Origin of the sequence: Alteromonas sp. 1_MG-2023, from assembly GCF_030547075.1 — a bacterium.
Classification (GTDB): domain Bacteria; phylum Pseudomonadota; class Gammaproteobacteria; order Enterobacterales; family Alteromonadaceae; genus Alteromonas.
In genome coordinates, this window is the sequence record NZ_JAUOQH010000012.1 from 65,946 (window position 1) to 82,794 (window position 16,849).

The following is a 16,849-nucleotide window of genomic DNA, read 5'->3' on the forward strand; positions in this document are numbered from 1 at the left end:
CACCTTAAGATTGTTGATCTGCTAATTGTTGGTTAGTTGCTCTGAATAAACGTAACGTTTCATCAGATGGCGCAACACCTGCGCGCGATACCAACCAAAGGGTCGCGGTACTTACCGCAAAACCAGGAATAATTTCATAAATAACACTGCTTAACGTTTTACCGTCAGCCAAAACGGGCGCATATATCCAAAACAAAACGGTTACAGCACCACTAATAATGCCGGCCAATGCCGCATTATGTGTTAAATCTTTTTTGTACAAGCTAAACAGCACTAATGGGCCAAATGCGGCACCAAAGCCTGCCCACGCGTTGCTTACCAAGGACAAGATAGAATTTGACGAGTCCATAGATAATAACAGTGCCACCACAGCAACACCCGCTACGCCAAACCTTCCGATGGTAACCGTCTCTTTTTCGCTAATATCTTTTTTCGCCACAACGCGGTAAATATCTTCGGTTAACGAACTCGCCGACACTAATAATTGAGACGAGATAGTGCTCATGATGGCCGCTAAAATTGCCGCCATTAGAAAGCCACTAATAAGAGGATGAAATAGCAACTGAGAAAAGACGATAAAAATAGTCTCAGCGTCATCTACCCTCAAATTGAATTGATTTGAATACGCTATTCCAACAAAACCGGTTGCTAATGCACCAAGTATAGTTACTAGCATCCAAGACATGCCAATATTTCGCGCTGTACTCACTGATTTAACATCGCGAATAGCCATAAATCGCACTATGATGTGAGGTTGTCCGAAGTAACCAAGCCCCCACCCTAAGCTCGAAAGTAAGCCTACTAGTGTCAAAGCGCTCCACGATTCGCTAAAGTTCGGTACTGATTCATACGCGGCCGCCGTCATTTGGTTTACACTTTCAAATTCACTGAAAGCTACAATGGGCACCAGCACTAGGGCAATAAACATGATGCAGCCCTGTACGAAGTCCGTCAGGCTAACTGCCAAAAAACCACCCAAGAGGGTATATGACACTACTACACCCAGTGTAATAAAGAGGCCTAATTGATAATCAACCGAAAACGCGCTTTCGAAAAGCTTTCCGCCAGCCACTAAGCCAGCCGAGGTATATAAAGTGAAAAATAGTACGATGATGACTGCTGAAACAATACGTACGTTCGCTTTTGGGCTATTAAAGCGCTTAGCGAAGAATTCAGGTACCGTGAGTGAATCATTTGCTACTTCGGTATAAACACGAAGTTTTGGGGCAACCAGTATGTAGTTGGCTAATGCTCCTGCTACCAGGCCTATCGCGATATAAACCGCTTCAAACCCAGTTAAGAACATTGCACCAGGCAATCCCATTAACATCCAACCCGACATATCAGACGCACCAGCTGAAAGTGCTGTTACTTGAGGGCTAACCTTTCTACCACCTAAAATATAACCCGAAATATCACTGGTTGATTGACGATAAGCAAAGAGGCCTATCCCTAACATTGCTAAAAAATATATCGCCAGTGATATATAACTTTCAATTGGCATAATGTGAGATTGCTCTCCTATGTTAGTTAAAATTACATTGTTCTGTGTAGGTAGCTTGTGACGCGTGTTTATACCAACCAATTACTAAACTCTAGTTTTCCATCTAAAGTTCGCACCTATGTTTAACCGCTAAAACCTACACCTGTTCTTACATCTAATTTTGCATTTAGCTTTCTTCAGTTAATAAAAAGCCCTGACTAAGGTGCTTAACCAAATTCAGAGGCAAGTAAATCCAAAAGCTATTCAAACAGAGTAATTAAATAGAACAATAATGATTTGAGTTCTAATTATATATGTATCAGCGTTGTTATTTCAAGCTTAAATAGTAGCCAATTTACTAAGAGCTCAATTCGCAACTCAAATCCCCCCCTGCTAGTTCCACAGACATTAGCGACAAAGGAGAAACACACAAACCATTGTTTTAAATGAAATTAAACACAGAACGCAAGTTTCATTAAATGCACTTACTCGTACGCTTATTAGTGTAATTATCACACTATTAATATCAATAGAAGCATTTATTATTAAAAGTTAATCTAGATATCACTCAGATGAAATAATCGCCAACAAAAGCTTTTCAGTGCTCAAATCTCGCTCAGTTGGATCGCACAATTCATTTTGTTCTTGCTGTAGCTGCATAAGCAACTTCTCGAACTGCGTTTTGTCGTCAAACACAGAATACAGTTTCGGGTGAATGTAATATTGCCTGCAAACTGTTGGGGTATTTCCAAGCATTTTGGATACATGAGCGCTTAGAGAATTAGGCCACTTTCTATTCCGGCCTTCCCGTAGATATCTATCAACATCAGGGAAACTCTGTAGTGCAAATCGACTTGCAGCCCAAGTTCGAAAATCTTTACAGCTGAAATCTTCTCCCAAGTGTTCATGAATAAAGGCATTAACGTCTTCACTATGAATATCGCACCATGATCCATTGTCTAATTGGTACCTAAACAAACTGTATCCTTGCAGTTCAGTACATTCACAAACCAAAGATGCTAACAGAGGGTCGTCTATAGTGATCGTTCGATGTTTACTGTGTTTACCTGAATATGCTAACAATACTTTTTCTATAGACGCTTCTTGCACATGCTTGCGGCGCAGTGTGGTTAGCCCATAAGTGTTATTCTCTTTACTATATTGAGAATTCCCAATCCGCACGCCGGTGTAATCTAAAAGTAAACATACCAGCGCTGAAGCGCGTTCAAGTGTCCATTTCTCACCGTTCACTAATGTTCTACAATAACCTCGAAATTCAGGCATTTTTTCGCCAAATAGGGCCAAACGCCTAAATTTATCTGCCTGCTGCTGTTTATGCCATTCCGGATGATAAAGATATTGTTTTCGCCCTTTAGCATCTAAGCCTATAGCTTGAATATTTGCCTTGGGCTCTTTACTAATAACTACATTTTTCCAGTTTGGAGGAATAGCCAGTGCTTTGATACGGTTTAAGACCCGTTCTCCCTCTACCTTTCGACCATTTTTATACCGGTAATACGCACCCTTGCCACAACGAATTCGAGAAATGCTCAGGTGTTGATGAGGATTTTTATGCAGCTGTTGCCTATCTGGCTGTGGCTGCAACTGTGACTCTCTATCTTTAACGACTTGCCCTATAGTCACGCTGACTCCCTATTCAAATCATGTAATATCGTTAACTAACATCAAGGCTGTTAAAAGATGAACCGCGCTGGTGTCCATACTTAGTTAATTTCAAATCAATGGTGCAATGACGTAATGAAGCAATGCAAGTAATGTGCTTACTATGTAAGAAAGGATAGGCTCACACACTAAGGAGGTAGAAAAGCTCGTCTAGGGAAGAATTACTATTTAATTACATAAGGTTACCTAACTATTTAGTGATATTTCACTATTCAATAGAGCTTACATTCATAATTAGATATATATAGCTGAGCATTGCTGTTTACGACACTGAGACAATTTTTCATACCGTGAGTAAATATGAAGCATAGGCGTTTTACTATTTATCTTGATAGACCCAATAAAAACTAAGTAAATTACAGATTGCTGGCCCAAAAAACAAAAATAAGCCTTATTTATCAATAAATTAATCATTCCCAACCCCATAAAAGAGACATAGACTAAAGGCTAAGAGTACGACGGAACGCATTTTGAATGGTTATAAGTATATTTTTGTAAATTCGTTCCAACGTTATGAATTTACCCGCCTTCGGTTTTAACACGCTGAAGCGTTACCACTTTTGGTATAAGTCAAACGGGTTAATCGGAGAAGTTATGCAATCTGCTAATCACGAAAATCTTCGCGCATCTCTAGCGCCAACCGACCAAATACAGGTAGCTGCAATATTTGAAGATAAATTGTCGGCAAAGCAAACTATTCAACAGTTAGCAAATTCAACCAATGTGAGTACCGACCAAGTTTCATTTATTGACGCCAGTGACACACAAATTAGCCAAAAGCTTGAGCAAGAGAGTAAGCATATTGGAAAGAATCTTTGGCACTCTCATTTAATGCTAGGTGGTATCGGCTTATTAGTAGGTATACTTGCTGCATTTTTACTTGTCTCTTTTGGCCCTGAGCTTACACAGCAGAATCCGCTCTTCACCTACATTGCGCTTATAAGCCCAGGTATTTTCACTGGATTGTTTGTTGCAGGATTAGTGGGGTTACGCCCTGATCGCTCAGAGATTGTTCAGGCTGTTAGGCATGCGATTAGAAGAAATCATGTCGCCGTTGTTATCAATCTTAAAAAGAGCCAATCGGCTTCCGACATATCTTCATTTTTACACTCTAGAAGCAAAACAGTAGTAGAAGCAGTTCGCTAGCGGTTGATTGAATCCAAGTATATACAAATAAACTAGACATCATTAAAGGCCCCTTTACCTAAGATAGGTAAAGGGGCCTTATTGTTATATTAATGCGATAGTGCAGGCTAAAGTTAGCCTTCCCATTATTATCGTTGCTCTTAATTAGGCTGCTCGTTATTGTCACTGTCGGCTATTAGCCCCGCTACTACAAAACATAGCGGAAATACAAACGCCCACACTATGGCTAAAATGATAAAGGTAATAGTGGATGAATAGCCAAATGTTACCGCACCAAAAGCCTCTCCGCCGAAATAACTTACTGGAGCAAAAATAGCCCCCCCTATTGCTGCCAACCAAGGCCGGTTAGCAAAAGCGCTTAAGCTATGCTGGATTGAACCGCCAAGGGCAGCCCACAAAAACATGAGCCAAATAGGGATGACCAAATGCGTTGCGCTCCCCCTTAGCCATGCGCCAGTTTCAAAGCCAAATACACCGGTAATCATTAACAAAGAGTCTACTAGCGTACCAAGCAATAACACTGAAACCATTATTTTAAAATCAGATTTTCTTATAGGAGAGAAAACAATCCAAGCGCCAAGTAAGCACATTACAACACACAGTGTAATAAAGGTGCTTTGGTATAAAACCACTAACCACCATATTCCTTGAAACCAAAAAAAGTTAAGAAGTTTACTTAAGAAACTGTTAGGCATTAATTCGCTCTTTTTTGTTATTGAGGGATGTCATCGGCGTTATTACGCTGGCGTCAAACAGCAAGTTTACATATTAAATTAATTTTACCTACATAGTTGCCAATTAGTAATAAACAAAAATGGCAGATGCTCTGTATAAATAAGTGAATCTTTGAACAAAGGAAATGTAAACAGTATGAAGATGGTTAAATATTATGTACTCGGCGCAATTTTAGCATTAGTGCTTACGTGGTTTAGCCCAACAATATGGCTCTCGGTTATTTTTGCATGGATCAGCTTTTCGCTTATTGCAGTCAGCAGTGCTTATTTGCTGAATTACCCTGCATTGTTTAGAAAGCGCGAAGATGGCTCTATCCCCATTTACATTCGTTGGATATTTGTTCCCTTCTTACTGGGCAGTTGGCTTTATAATGAATATGCAAGACGCACTGATAAGGTACCTCCCCTTCAAAAAATTGATGACCAATTATATCTTGGCTGCCGTATGTCTTCACAGCATGTTGATTTGTTAAACGAGAATAGTATTAACGCTATTTTAGATGTAACGGCTGAATTCGATGGTTTAGATTGGACCGCGTATCAAGCAGATTTCAGCTATCTCAATATACCTGTGCTAGATCATACCAGCCCAACTAAAGAGCAACTCACTCTGGCGATAAACTGGATCGATCAGCAACTTGCCGACGGTAAAAATATCATCGTACATTGTGCGCTAGGCAGAGGACGTTCGGTGTTAGTACTAGCGGCTTACCTGCTTGCCCGAGACCCTTCCCTTTCAATACTAGATACTATGGACAAGATTCAGTCGGTGCGAACTACCGCAAGGCTTAACAAACATCAATTGGCTGCGCTGGAAAAGATAAAAAATGGTGGAAGTCTGTTATTAACGAAAAACCTTACACTTATTGCAAACCCTGTTGCGGGAGGCGGTAAATGGAAAGTTGAAAAGACAGACATTCTCTCTAGGCTAAATGAAAAATTTAAGGTCACCGTAAAAGAAACCACGAAAGACACTAACGCAGAGGCATTGGCAGAAGAAGCACTAAAAGATGGCGCGCAGATTATCGTCGCCTGTGGTGGCGATGGCACCATTACTGAGGTTGCTAATGCGCTTACCGATAAAAACGTTACCTTAGGGGTTATTCCACTTGGTACTGCTAATGCGCTTTGCCAGGTGCTTCATGGTTATGCCAGCAAAATTGTGCCCATTAGTACAGCTTGCGATATTATTATTGACGGCAAAACTGCAGATATAGATACCGCTGAGTGTAACGGCCGAATGATGCTGTTGGTTGCTGCAGTGGGCTTCGAAGAACATATGATTTCGGCTGCCGGACGAGGTGAAAAAGACACCGGAGGGCAATTTGCGTATTTAAAAGGCCTTTGGGAAGCCATTGGTAAAAATGACAACCTACACTTCACCGTCACCTGTGATGATGAAGAAGCTCAACAGCTTGAAACACCTAGCTTAGTTATTGCTAACGCGGCGCCAATCACAACGGCCCTTGCCCAAGGCGGAAATCTTCCCGATGTAACGGATGGAAAACTAGATATTACCTGGTTGATGCCTCAAGCATCTCCAGATCGTCAATTGTTCTCATTAGCTGAGCTTGTTTTCGGACCTGAAGATTACAAAACCACGTCAGAAAGCATCAGGCACAAACAAACAAAGGCGATTACACTCAGTTTTGACAAAGAAGTTTCTTATGCTGTGGATGGAGAAATTTTCAGTGCAAGTGAAATCCGTGTAACTACTCAACCCGCTAGCCTTAGAGTGCTCACCGGAATCAACCAGGAACAAAGAAACAAAAGCACTGAAACTGGCGGCACAGCCAAGTTAGCCTAATCTTGCTTTAGCTTCTTCTAGGTAAAGATTACCTCTGCCCCTATGTAAGAAATGCATTATTTAAGCGGCGACTTATATGTTTTATCAGTAAGAAACCGCTAATAACTGAATTTACAATGACTTACTGAACTGAATATAGTGGAACGCTTCTCGCATTATCTATAGTGCTTTTATGCCACATATTCAGTACAACTAGTTGAGGGATTACCGATGAAAATATTTGAAGCACTACGCCAAGATCATGAGAAACAACGATTGTTACTTAAAATTCTAGCTGAGACCAGTGGAGACACTGCTGCTCGCCGTGAATACTACCAAGAACTCAAAGATCAGCTTGAAAGTCATGCAGTGGCTGAAGAGCGTCATTTTTATTCTCCCCTGCTTAAGAAAGATGAAGCGGTAGATTTGACCCGTCATGGTATTGCCGAGCATCACGAAATTGATGAGTTGATTGAGAAGCTCGATGACACAAAAATGGACTCACCTGGATGGCTTCGTCACTTGAAATCACTGCAAGAAAAAGTAGAGCACCATTTGGCCGATGAAGAGCAAGAGTTCTTTCAGGTAGCGGGTCGATTGCTCAATGATTCACAAAAGAACAAATTGGCTGAATCTTATCAAGACGAAATGGCCAAAGAACTGACGGCGCCGCACTAGGAACCTTTAGTTGCATGATAGCTAATCGGCATTACGATTAGCTACCTGCTACTCAGAATTCCAGACATAAAAAAGGCCAGTCGTTAAATGACTGGCCTTTTTTTGGTAGTTTTTTTGCTAAATACTGTGCTAATTATTCTACTAATAATTAGCTATTCAAACTAACGTTTGGCAATAATGTACACCGCATGGATTACACCAGGAAAATAGCCAAACAACGTTAGAAGGATGTTTATCCAAAACTGAGCGCCGATACCAACTTGCAAAAACACACCTAGAGGAGGTAGTAATATTGAAAGTATAATGCGAATAATATCCATAATAATATCCTTGTTTTTGAAGTAATTTCACAGTTTACCCACTCTCACTGCAATATCTTATGCTTTCGAGCGAGCTTTGTTTATATAATGCATATTTACTGCCAACAATAAGGAAATTATGCTTTCACGTCTATTCGCCTAAAGGCGAATTTTCTAACCACTCTTCTAATGCATCTTTTGCTAACGGTCTGCTAATAAAATAGCCTTGAGCAATATCGCAGCCCCATTCTTTTAAAATATTAAGCGACATCTCATCTTCTACCCCTTCAGCAACCACTTTAAGATCAAACGCTGTGGCTAACCCTAATACGGTATGCACAATCTGCTTGTCGTTTTCGTCAGTCGCTAACGACAAAATGAAGCTTTTATCAATTTTAATAGTGTCTACTGGTAGGTTCTTCAAATACGCTAATGATGAGTAACCCGTACCAAAATCATCTATAGCAAAGTGAAATCCCCTACTCGTCAATGAATTTAAGTTTTCAATGGCAAGGGTGGCATCGGCAACTAAATCACTTTCCGTTATTTCTAACTCCAGTGCACTTGGTGACAACGCCGCGTTAGTTAGCATAGAAACTAACTTATCGAGCAATGGCTTATTTTGAATATCTTGGGTCGATAAATTCATCGCTACAGTGAAGCTATATCCTTTCTGCCTAAAATAGGACAAATCAGAAATGGTTTGCTGCATTACCCAAGTCGTCACCTGTTCGATTAATGCCGCTTGCTCAGCAATGGTAATAAATTCATCAGGTGGTACAAAGCCAAGCTTCTCATTGTTCCATCGTATCAAGGCTTCCATACTGCACACTTTCATCGTGGTAAGATCAATTTTTGGTTGATACACCATAGAAAGCTCGCTTTGATTGCTTACTAACGCACGTTTAAGCTCTGTAGTAATGGTTAAACGCCTAACGTACTTAGCTTCTAACTCAGGGCGGTAATGCACGCACCAAGTATTTGAATGAATAGCTTCGTCGGTAACGATATTCACTTTACGAAACAGTTCTTCAGAGTTGGTGGCGTCTTGCGGGCAAGAAATCACTGCCAGTGCCACTTTCACCGGAATTGAAATGAGGTTGCTCTCAACGGGCTGCTCTAATATAAATTTAAGAGTTTCTATCTGATCATCGTCTAAAGGCGTATCAGTAATGTAGAGAATTTCGCCGCCAGCTAAACGCGCTGATGTTCCCGGCCAGCGCAATAAGCGCGTAGCAAGTGCCTTTAGGGTATTGTCACCATTAGAATAGCCATAAAGATCGTTCGTGGTTCTAAAACCAATAATGGTAATAGCAACCACTTGTAAATTGACGTTGCCAGACATCTTTTCAGAAAAGAAGCCTTCAACATAATTGCGGTTAAACAACCCCGTAAGTACGTCATGCTGAGCTTGATAGCGAATATGCTTTTCGCGATGCTGAATACTTTCCTGCATGCTATCAACAGCTGTTGCTAATTCGCTAATTTCACGCAACCGGGAAGGTTGATTCAACGTAGCACCATATTGTCCCCCAGCAACACGATTAACCGCCTTTACCAAGTTGGAAACAGATTGGCTTACGTTTCGCGCTAACAGCATTGAAAACCCTAAGGCGATTAGTACTGCAAAAACGGTTAGTACTAGAATACTTAATTGAATATCAGTAAAGGCATTAAAGGCATCTGATACATCTACCGCAATGGTAATACGAACGGGAAGTTCTGACATAGATGCCAGGCTAACTTCGCGGCTAATATAAGTATCGGTTTGTTTAAAAGTAACATCCACCCAAGATGGCGTAGGGTCGCTTGATAATACCGATGCAACTTGCTCATTCGAAAGCGTTGACGTTAAAAGGCTATTATCCGTTAATTTGGTAATAATGATTTCTGCATCAACTAAGTTTTTGAGTTCTTGCAGTAGCGCCTCATCAAACTCAACCCCAATTACCATGTAGTAACGTAAGGTAGGAATTTCTACTTTATAGAGGTTAAGTTGTATTAATGCGTCATCGATAAGAAAAAAGCCACTTTCAAAACCTCTTGCCACTAGTGCAGTGCTTGCATCTAAAGTGTCACCAGGTTCAAACAAGGGGCTGTGAGACGCCACAATAGTGTGGTCTAAGTTCACTAGTGCAATAACATCAGAATTGATACGCGAAGCGTAGCTGTCTAATGCGGTTTGAATAGAAGGTAAGTCGGAGGTACCTACCGCTTGACGAAAATCGTAAGAGCGTAACAGTACATTTGATACACTTTTGATAATGGCTTGGCGATCTTCAATCAGCCTATGCAATACTTTTTCAGTTACAGCTATATCTTGGCTAATGTTTTGTTTTACTAGGTTATTAGCCGACTTCCACACCCCTGCAACGATGAGAAGTGAAGCGATGAATATGCCGCCAAGAAGCGTTCTAAAAAGACTTTGTCGGAGTGATATTTGCAACCTACCGCTCCCAGCGTACCGTTTTATGCATAGTATCTACATGTACCTTTAATAATGAAATATTAGCATAGCCCAATTATGGGAATACTAATAGTTGTTCACCTGTCGTAACAATTTAATTTTACGAAATATTACAAACATAAAAAAACCGGCTATAAGCCGGTTTTAATAATTGGTGCGGAAAGCGGGACTTGAACCCGCACGAGCTATGCTCACCACCCCCTCAAGATGGCGTGTCTACCAATTCCACCACTTCCGCAAAAATCTTAGTTAGGTACGTCTGAATCGTCAGCCTTAGGCACATCATCTTCAGAAGCTTCAGCTTGAGGAGCCTCAGCGTTAGAAGCATCACCCATTGGAATATCATTCGTGGTTGCTGCGTCTTCTGCAGGCGTATCCATTACAGGAACGTCCATATCAGCAGGCGCTTGAACTGGTGTTTCAACCGCAGCAGGAACTTCAAGGTTATCCCACTCGTCATCAGCACTTTCGCGGTTTGCTGTCATCGCACCTAATGTAAGGCTGATAAAAAAGAACAAACCTGCAAGGATAGCAGTAGTTCTAGTCATGAAGTTACCAGAACCACCTGAACCGAAAACGGTGTTTGAGCCGCCGCTACCAAAAGATGCGCCCATATCCGCACCTTTACCCTGTTGAATAAGAACAAAACCAATCAACATCAATGCAACAATTAAATATGCTACTAGTAGCACTTGATAAACCATAATTACCTCGTCAGTTTGCCGCTTGGCAAATTGAAATAAAATCTTCTGTTTTTAAGCTGGCACCACCAATTAGGCCACCATCTACGTCTTGTTGCGCAAACAATGTTTTAGCATTATCTGCCTTAACACTGCCGCCATATAAAATTCGTAAACCCTGTGCAAGCGTTGCATCTATATTTGCGAAGTAACCACGAATGAATTCATGTACATCTTGCGCTTGTTCAGGTGAAGCTGTCTTACCAGTTCCTATAGCCCATACAGGCTCATAAGCAACAACTGATTTAGAAAGCTCTTCAACGGTTAGGCCGTCTACTAATGCATCAAGTTGCTCACCAATGAAAGACTCAACTTGACCACTTTCTCTAATATCTAGCGACTCACCTACACAAATAATTGGCGTTAAACCACTAGCGATTGATTTTTTCGCTTTTTGTGCCACTACGCTATTGCTTTCACCGTGATCATCTCTTCTTTCTGAATGCCCTACTATGGCGTATTTACAACCAAGTTCAGCAAGCATGTCAGCAGATAAATCACCGGTGTGAGCGCCATTATCAAGATGACTAACATCTTGACCGCCTAGTGCGAAAGCTTCAGCACAAAATGCTGAAAGATATAAAGCAGGCGGACAAATAACAACATCAACATTCCCGATGACATCAATAGTTAATGCATCGTTGAACGTAGTGACCAGAGAACGATTACCGTTCATTTTCCAATTGCCCGCTACCAGCGGCTTTCTTTTATTGTTATTCACAATGCAGACCTTAGCCCTGTCTTAAAGCGGGCGTGATATTAACGATTTCAGTAAAAATATACAAGTATAAAACGCAAAATTAGCAGTTCTACCAACTAATTGGCGACTTTACGAACAGTTTCAGCAATATGCTCTGCCCACTTGGAAGAATGCCCTTCATTATCAGACTCTACCATAACCCGAATAAGGGGCTCTGTGCCGCTTTTACGTAGTAAAACACGGCCTTTCTTGCCCAATGCGGCTTCCGCTTCTTGTTTAGCATTCTGCACATCAGCATGAGCCAGATAATCTTGACTAGCATCTTGATAACGTACATTTACAAGGCATTGTGGGTACATATCAAAGCCATTGCTCAAGTCGTGTAAATCTAAATCTGACCGTAACATAGCAGCAATAACTTGCAAGCCAGCAATAATACCATCACCCGTTGAAGACGTAGCTAAATTCAGAATATGCCCAGAGTTTTCACCGCCAATCGCCCAGCCTTTTTGCTGAAGCATTTCCATTACATAGCGATCCCCTACTTTGCTTCTAGCAAAAGGAACACCAAGCTTACTAAAGGCAATTTCTAAACCAAGGTTACTCATCAATGTGCCAACTACACCGCCCTGCATACGGCCATTTTTAAGTGCATCGCGGGCAATCATATACACGATTTGGTCGCCATCTATTACGTTACCTAAATGATCAACCATCATGATACGGTCGCCGTCACCATCTAAGGCAAAGCCAAGGTGCGCGTTCGTTTCTTTTACTTTCTCAACGATGGCGTCCATCGATGTAGCACCAACGCCTTCATTGATATTTAAACCATTTGGCGCGGTACCAATTTCAACTACCGTAGCACCAAGCTCACGCAATACATTCGGCGCAATATGGTAAGTAGCACCGTGTGCACAATCTACTACTATCTTTAAACCGGTAAGAGATAAATCAGAAGGGAAGCTACCTTTACAAAATTCAATATAGCGGCCAGCAGCATCGTTGATTCTGGTTGCTTTTCCTAGCTTGTCAGAAGCAACACACGTCATTGGCTTATCAAGCATGTCTTCTATAGCCAGTTCAATATCATCGTCTAACTTATAACCGTCTGCTGAGAAAAATTTAATCCCATTGTCGTAATAAGGATTATGAGAAGCACTAATGACAATACCGGCTTCTGAACGAAATGTTTTCGTTAGGTAAGCAATAGCAGGTGTAGGCATAGGACCAAGCAAGCCACTATCAATACCTGCAGCCGATAAGCCTGCTTCTAAAGAAGACTCTAGCATGTAGCCAGATATACGGGTGTCTTTGCCAATAAGCACTTTATTCGTGCCGTGTCCGGCAAGCACTTTCCCTGCTGCCCAACCAAGCTTAATGACAAATTCGGGATTAATATTACTTTCGCCCACTTTACCGCGTATGCCATCAGTGCCGAAATATTTACGCTGCCCCATGAAGGTTCCTTATTCTATTGTTGTTAGCATATTAACAATGTTAACTGCGTCCGCCGTTTCCTGTACATCGTGAACGCGGATGATATGCGCACCTTGCTGTGCTGCAATTGTAGCGAGGGTAATACTTCCCGCCAAGCGTTCATCCACATTTCTATTTAACAAATTACCAATCATTGATTTACGAGACATACCCACTAGCACCGGATAGCCCAGCGCCATTATGCTTGGGAGGTGTTTAACCAGTGCATAGTTATGTTCTAGGGTTTTGCCAAAACCGTAACCGGGATCGAACAAAATTCGCTCTTTTTTAATGCCAGCCTCAATACACTGAGATGCCCTTGCCAATAAAAACTGTTTAACGTCAGCCACAACATCTTTGTAATGGGGCTGTTGTTGCATATCTTTAGGCTGCCCTTGCATGTGCATTAAACACACAGGCACATTCGCATTAGCCGCTGCCATTAGCGCACCGGGTTCTTGCAAGGCTCTTACATCATTAATTAGCCCTGCCCCAGCGTTAACTGCTTGCGTCATTACTTCAGCTTTACTGGTATCTACTGAAATAATGCAATCGGTATTAGCACGCAATGCTTCAATTACCGGAATAACACGGTCTAGCTCTTCATCAAGGGAAACTGTTGCTGCGCCTGGTCGAGTCGACTCACCGCCCACATCAATTAACGTGGCACCTTGAGATAGCATCATTTCAGCATGTTTTACCGCGTTCTCGAGAAGCGCATGTTTACCGCCGTCAGAAAAAGAGTCGGGGGTGACATTTAAGATGCCCATAACCTGGGGGCGGGATAAGTCTAATTTATGGGAGGAGAACTGCATTTACTTACTCTTAAAATCAATCAGCCAGCACGGCCTGGTATCGGTCATTTGAAATTATTACTGCACAAATAAAAAACGCCAGAAATACTGGCGTTTTATAAACTTTTTGAGCAACGTTTAGCTTGGTAAGTCACCTGGTTTACCAACAGACGGCTTATCAACACCATCGTTAGTAATTTCGCCTTCGCGAGTAGGCTTACCGCCACTAGGCTTGTCACCATCAGAAGGACGACGATCATCCCAATCTGAAGGAGGACGAACGTCGCGACGTTCCATCAAATCATCAACTTGCTTCGCGTCGATAGTCTCGTACTTCATTAACGCATCTTTCATGGCTTCCAGAATATCCGCGTTATCTTTTAGGATCTTTTCAGCTCGTGCGTAGTTGCGATTGATGATGTCTTTAACTTCTTCATCAATTGCTAAAGCAGTTTGGTTTGACATTCTGATTGAACCAGATGAAGAACGACCTAAGAACACCTCGCCTTCTTCTTCTGCGTATAGCAATGGTCCCATCTTGCTCGACAAGCCCCATTGCGTCACCATTTTTCTGGCAATATCAGATGCGCGCTCAATATCGTTTGAAGCGCCCGTAGTTACGCCTGCTTCGCCAAGGGTCATCTCTTCAGCAATACGACCACCATACAAACTAGAAATCATACTTTCTAAATGCTGTTTACTGTGGCTGTACTTATCTTGTTCTGGAAGATACATAGTTACACCAAGCGCACGGCCACGAGGAATAATAGAAACCTTGTAAACAGGATCGTGTTCAGGAACCAAGCGACCAACAATTGCATGCCCTGCTTCATGGTAAGCCGTGTTGGTCTTTTCTTCCTCAGTCATCACCATAGACTTACGCTCAGAGCCCATCATGATTTTATCTTTCGCTTTCTCGAACTCTTCCATCGCTACTAGACGTTTATTACCACGTGCAGCGAATAAAGCAGCTTCGTTAACTAAGTTAGCTAAGTCGGCACCGGAGAAACCTGGTGTACCACGGGCAATAACACTTGCTTCAACGTTATCGGCCACAGGCACTTTGCGCATATGCACTTTAAGAATCTGTTCACGACCACGGATGTCAGGTAAACCAACAACCACTTGACGGTCAAAACGACCTGGGCGTAACAATGCAGGGTCTAATACGTCTGGACGGTTAGTCGCGGCAATAACAATAATGCCTTCGTGACCTTCAAACCCATCCATTTCAACGAGCATCTGGTTAAGTGTTTGTTCACGTTCATCATGACCACCACCTAACCCTGCGCCACGTTGGCGACCTACCGCATCAATTTCATCAATGAAAATGATACAAGGCGCTGCTTTTTTCGCTTGTTCAAACATGTCACGAACACGCGATGCACCAACACCCACAAACATTTCTACGAAATCTGAACCTGAAATGGTAAAGAAAGGTACTTTTGCTTCACCAGCAATGGCTTTAGCAAGCAACGTTTTACCCGTTCCAGGAGGACCTACCATCAGTACGCCTTTAGGAATTTTACCGCCTAATTTTTGGAACTTAGATGGGTCTCGTAAGAAGTCTACCAATTCAGACACATCTTCTTTTGCTTCGTCACAACCTGCAACATCAGCAAATGTGGTTTTAATCTGGTCTTCACCTAATAGGCGAGCTTTGCTTTTGCCGAAAGACATTGCGCCGCGACCACCGCCACCTTGCATTTGACGCATGAAGAATATCCATACACCAATAAGCAGAAGCATTGGGAACCAAGAAATGAAAATAGATGTGAGAAATGATTGTTCTTCTGGCGGCTCACCGTAAACGCGCACATCGTTTTTAACTAAGTCAGAAACTAACTTGTCGTCAAAATACGGTACGTACGTTTGGAATGTTTCGCCTGAACGTCGGGTACCACGAATTTCGCCGCTATTATTAATGCGAACTTCACGGATGTTACCCTGCTCAGCTTCTCTTAAAAAAGTTGTGTAATCGGTCTGTGTTTTTGACGATTCACCAGGTGAAAAGCTCTGAAAAACAGACATCAACACAACGGCGATAACCAACCATAAGATTAAATTTTTTGCCATATCGCTCAATGCTACTAACCTCTAAAAATCCGAAAGAATATACTTGTGAAAGATAAAACCACGAGAGCTTCACTTACACACATAAACTTTCGCAACGAAAATCGCTTACTCAAAGCGTACTACACTTTATACCCAAGAGCCACCAAATACACCTCACGAGACCGTGATCGTGATGAATCGGGCTTACGTGTTTTTATGGTTGTGAACGAGTCACGTAATGCGCGTAGAAAGGTATCAAAGCCTTCCCCTTGGAAAACCTTAATCATAAAACCTCCACCTGGTTTCAATACTTGATGACACATATCCAGTGCCAATTCACACAAGTACATCGACCCGGCTTGATCTACTGCTGCATTTCCAGACAGGTTCGGTGCCATATCAGACAACACTATATCTACGGTGTTCCCGCCAATTCTGTTCAATAACGCATTTAAAACAGCTTCATCTCTGAAGTCACCCTGCAAAAAATCAACGCCAACGATAGAATCCATCGGTAAAATATCGCATGCGATAACCTGCCCGTTGTCTCCTACCAGTTCAGAAGCGAGTTGTGACCAGCCTCCTGGCGCAGCCCCAAGGTCCACTACCGTGTTACCCGGACTGATAAGTTTGTCTTTTTGCTGAATTTCTTCCAATTTGAAGAAGGCGCGCGATCGCTTACCCTGCTTCTGCGCTTTTTGCACATAATGGTCGTTAAAATGTTCTGTTAACCAGCGTTTACTGCTGGCAGAGTGCTTCTTTTTTGTCATTCCAATACATTGTCATTAGGATTGTAGAGAAGATG

Annotated in this window: 14 protein-coding genes and 1 tRNA gene; 3 read left to right on the forward strand and 12 right to left on the reverse strand. The window is 42.0% G+C overall.

The features are described from left to right. Positions 1-4: 4 nt before the first annotated feature. Positions 5-1,504 carry a sodium/proline symporter PutP gene (gene putP / locus Q4561_RS13550; protein WP_303461186.1) on the reverse strand — a complete coding sequence of 500 codons (1,500 nt, stop codon included), beginning with the start codon at positions 1,502-1,504 and terminating at the stop codon, positions 5-7. A gap of 543 nt (positions 1,505-2,047) precedes the next feature. Then, the gene (locus Q4561_RS13555) at positions 2,048-3,127 is read right to left on the reverse strand and encodes a DNA topoisomerase IB (protein ID WP_303461188.1); all 1,080 of its coding nucleotides are present in this window, start codon (positions 3,125-3,127) and stop codon (positions 2,048-2,050) included. 633 nt (positions 3,128-3,760) lie between these two features. On the opposite strand from Q4561_RS13555, the gene Q4561_RS13560 reads away from it, so the two are divergent. Beyond that, on the forward strand, positions 3,761-4,312 hold the full coding sequence (locus Q4561_RS13560; RefSeq protein WP_303461190.1) for a hypothetical protein: 552 nt from the start codon (positions 3,761-3,763) through the stop codon (positions 4,310-4,312). A gap of 140 nt (positions 4,313-4,452) precedes the next feature. On the opposite strand, the gene Q4561_RS13565 is transcribed toward Q4561_RS13560, so the two are convergent. Next, positions 4,453-5,007: a DUF2878 domain-containing protein gene (locus Q4561_RS13565; protein ID WP_303461191.1), complete on the reverse strand. Its 555-nt coding sequence runs from the start codon at positions 5,005-5,007 to the stop codon at positions 4,453-4,455. Positions 5,008-5,182: 175 nt separating this feature from the next. Here Q4561_RS13565 and Q4561_RS13570 point away from each other — a divergent pair, with 175 nt between their 5' ends. Next, positions 5,183-6,853: a diacylglycerol kinase family protein gene (locus Q4561_RS13570; protein WP_303461193.1), complete on the forward strand. Its 1,671-nt coding sequence runs from the start codon at positions 5,183-5,185 to the stop codon at positions 6,851-6,853. Between the two features lie 210 nt (positions 6,854-7,063). Beyond that, on the forward strand, positions 7,064-7,510 hold the full coding sequence (locus Q4561_RS13575) for a hemerythrin domain-containing protein (RefSeq protein ID WP_303461194.1): 447 nt from the start codon (positions 7,064-7,066) through the stop codon (positions 7,508-7,510). 161 nt (positions 7,511-7,671) lie between these two features. Here the strand turns inward: Q4561_RS13575 and Q4561_RS13580 are convergent, their stop codons facing one another. From Q4561_RS13580 to rlmE, 9 genes are all read right to left on the reverse strand, one after another. Further along, entirely contained in the window at positions 7,672-7,830 is a 159-nt protein-coding gene (locus tag Q4561_RS13580) for a YqaE/Pmp3 family membrane protein (RefSeq protein ID WP_013784353.1), read from the reverse strand. A gap of 130 nt (positions 7,831-7,960) precedes the next feature. After that, positions 7,961-10,255: a bifunctional diguanylate cyclase/phosphodiesterase gene (locus tag Q4561_RS13585; RefSeq protein WP_303461196.1), complete on the reverse strand. Its 2,295-nt coding sequence runs from the start codon at positions 10,253-10,255 to the stop codon at positions 7,961-7,963. A gap of 173 nt (positions 10,256-10,428) precedes the next feature. Beyond that, a tRNA-Leu gene (locus Q4561_RS13590) sits at positions 10,429-10,514 on the reverse strand. 7 nt (positions 10,515-10,521) lie between these two features. Next, entirely contained in the window at positions 10,522-10,980 is a 459-nt protein-coding gene (gene secG / locus Q4561_RS13595) for a preprotein translocase subunit SecG (RefSeq protein ID WP_303461198.1), read from the reverse strand. A 10-nt stretch (positions 10,981-10,990) separates the two neighbouring features. Beyond that, complete coding sequence (gene tpiA, locus Q4561_RS13600) at positions 10,991-11,737, reverse strand: triose-phosphate isomerase (protein WP_303461199.1); 747 nt, start codon at positions 11,735-11,737, stop codon at positions 10,991-10,993. A 95-nt stretch (positions 11,738-11,832) separates the two neighbouring features. Continuing rightward, entirely contained in the window at positions 11,833-13,176 is a 1,344-nt protein-coding gene (gene glmM, locus Q4561_RS13605) for a phosphoglucosamine mutase (RefSeq protein WP_303461201.1), read from the reverse strand. 9 nt (positions 13,177-13,185) lie between these two features. After that, on the reverse strand, positions 13,186-14,010 hold the full coding sequence (gene folP, locus Q4561_RS13610; protein ID WP_303461204.1) for a dihydropteroate synthase: 825 nt from the start codon (positions 14,008-14,010) through the stop codon (positions 13,186-13,188). Positions 14,011-14,127: 117 nt separating this feature from the next. Then, a complete protein-coding gene (gene ftsH / locus Q4561_RS13615) occupies positions 14,128-16,074 on the reverse strand; it encodes an ATP-dependent zinc metalloprotease FtsH (protein WP_303461205.1) in 1,947 nt (648 codons plus the stop codon). 110 nt (positions 16,075-16,184) lie between these two features. Continuing rightward, positions 16,185-16,814 (reverse strand): 23S rRNA (uridine(2552)-2'-O)-methyltransferase RlmE, encoded by a 630-nt coding sequence (gene rlmE / locus Q4561_RS13620; protein ID WP_211070783.1) that lies wholly within the window; start codon positions 16,812-16,814, stop codon positions 16,185-16,187. Between the last annotated feature and the right edge of the window lie 35 nt (positions 16,815-16,849).

Excerpts from the sequence above, each read along its gene's own strand:
- folP (WP_303461204.1), bottom strand. The coding sequence starts at position 14,010 with ATGCAGTTCTCCTCCCATAAATTAGACTTATCCCGCCCCCAGGTTATG.
- Q4561_RS13560 (WP_303461190.1), top strand. The coding sequence starts at position 3,761 with ATGCAATCTGCTAATCACGAAAATCTTCGCGCATCTCTAGCGCCAACC.
- secG (WP_303461198.1), bottom strand. The coding sequence starts at position 10,980 with ATGGTTTATCAAGTGCTACTAGTAGCATATTTAATTGTTGCATTGATG.
- Q4561_RS13570 (WP_303461193.1), top strand. The coding sequence starts at position 5,183 with ATGAAGATGGTTAAATATTATGTACTCGGCGCAATTTTAGCATTAGTG.
- Q4561_RS13565 (WP_303461191.1), bottom strand. The coding sequence starts at position 5,007 with ATGCCTAACAGTTTCTTAAGTAAACTTCTTAACTTTTTTTGGTTTCAA.
- Q4561_RS13575 (WP_303461194.1), top strand. The coding sequence starts at position 7,064 with ATGAAAATATTTGAAGCACTACGCCAAGATCATGAGAAACAACGATTG.
- glmM (WP_303461201.1), bottom strand. The coding sequence starts at position 13,176 with ATGGGGCAGCGTAAATATTTCGGCACTGATGGCATACGCGGTAAAGTG.
- Q4561_RS13580 (WP_013784353.1), bottom strand. The coding sequence starts at position 7,830 with ATGGATATTATTCGCATTATACTTTCAATATTACTACCTCCTCTAGGT.
- putP (WP_303461186.1), bottom strand. The coding sequence starts at position 1,504 with ATGCCAATTGAAAGTTATATATCACTGGCGATATATTTTTTAGCAATG.
- rlmE (WP_211070783.1), bottom strand. The coding sequence starts at position 16,814 with ATGACAAAAAAGAAGCACTCTGCCAGCAGTAAACGCTGGTTAACAGAA.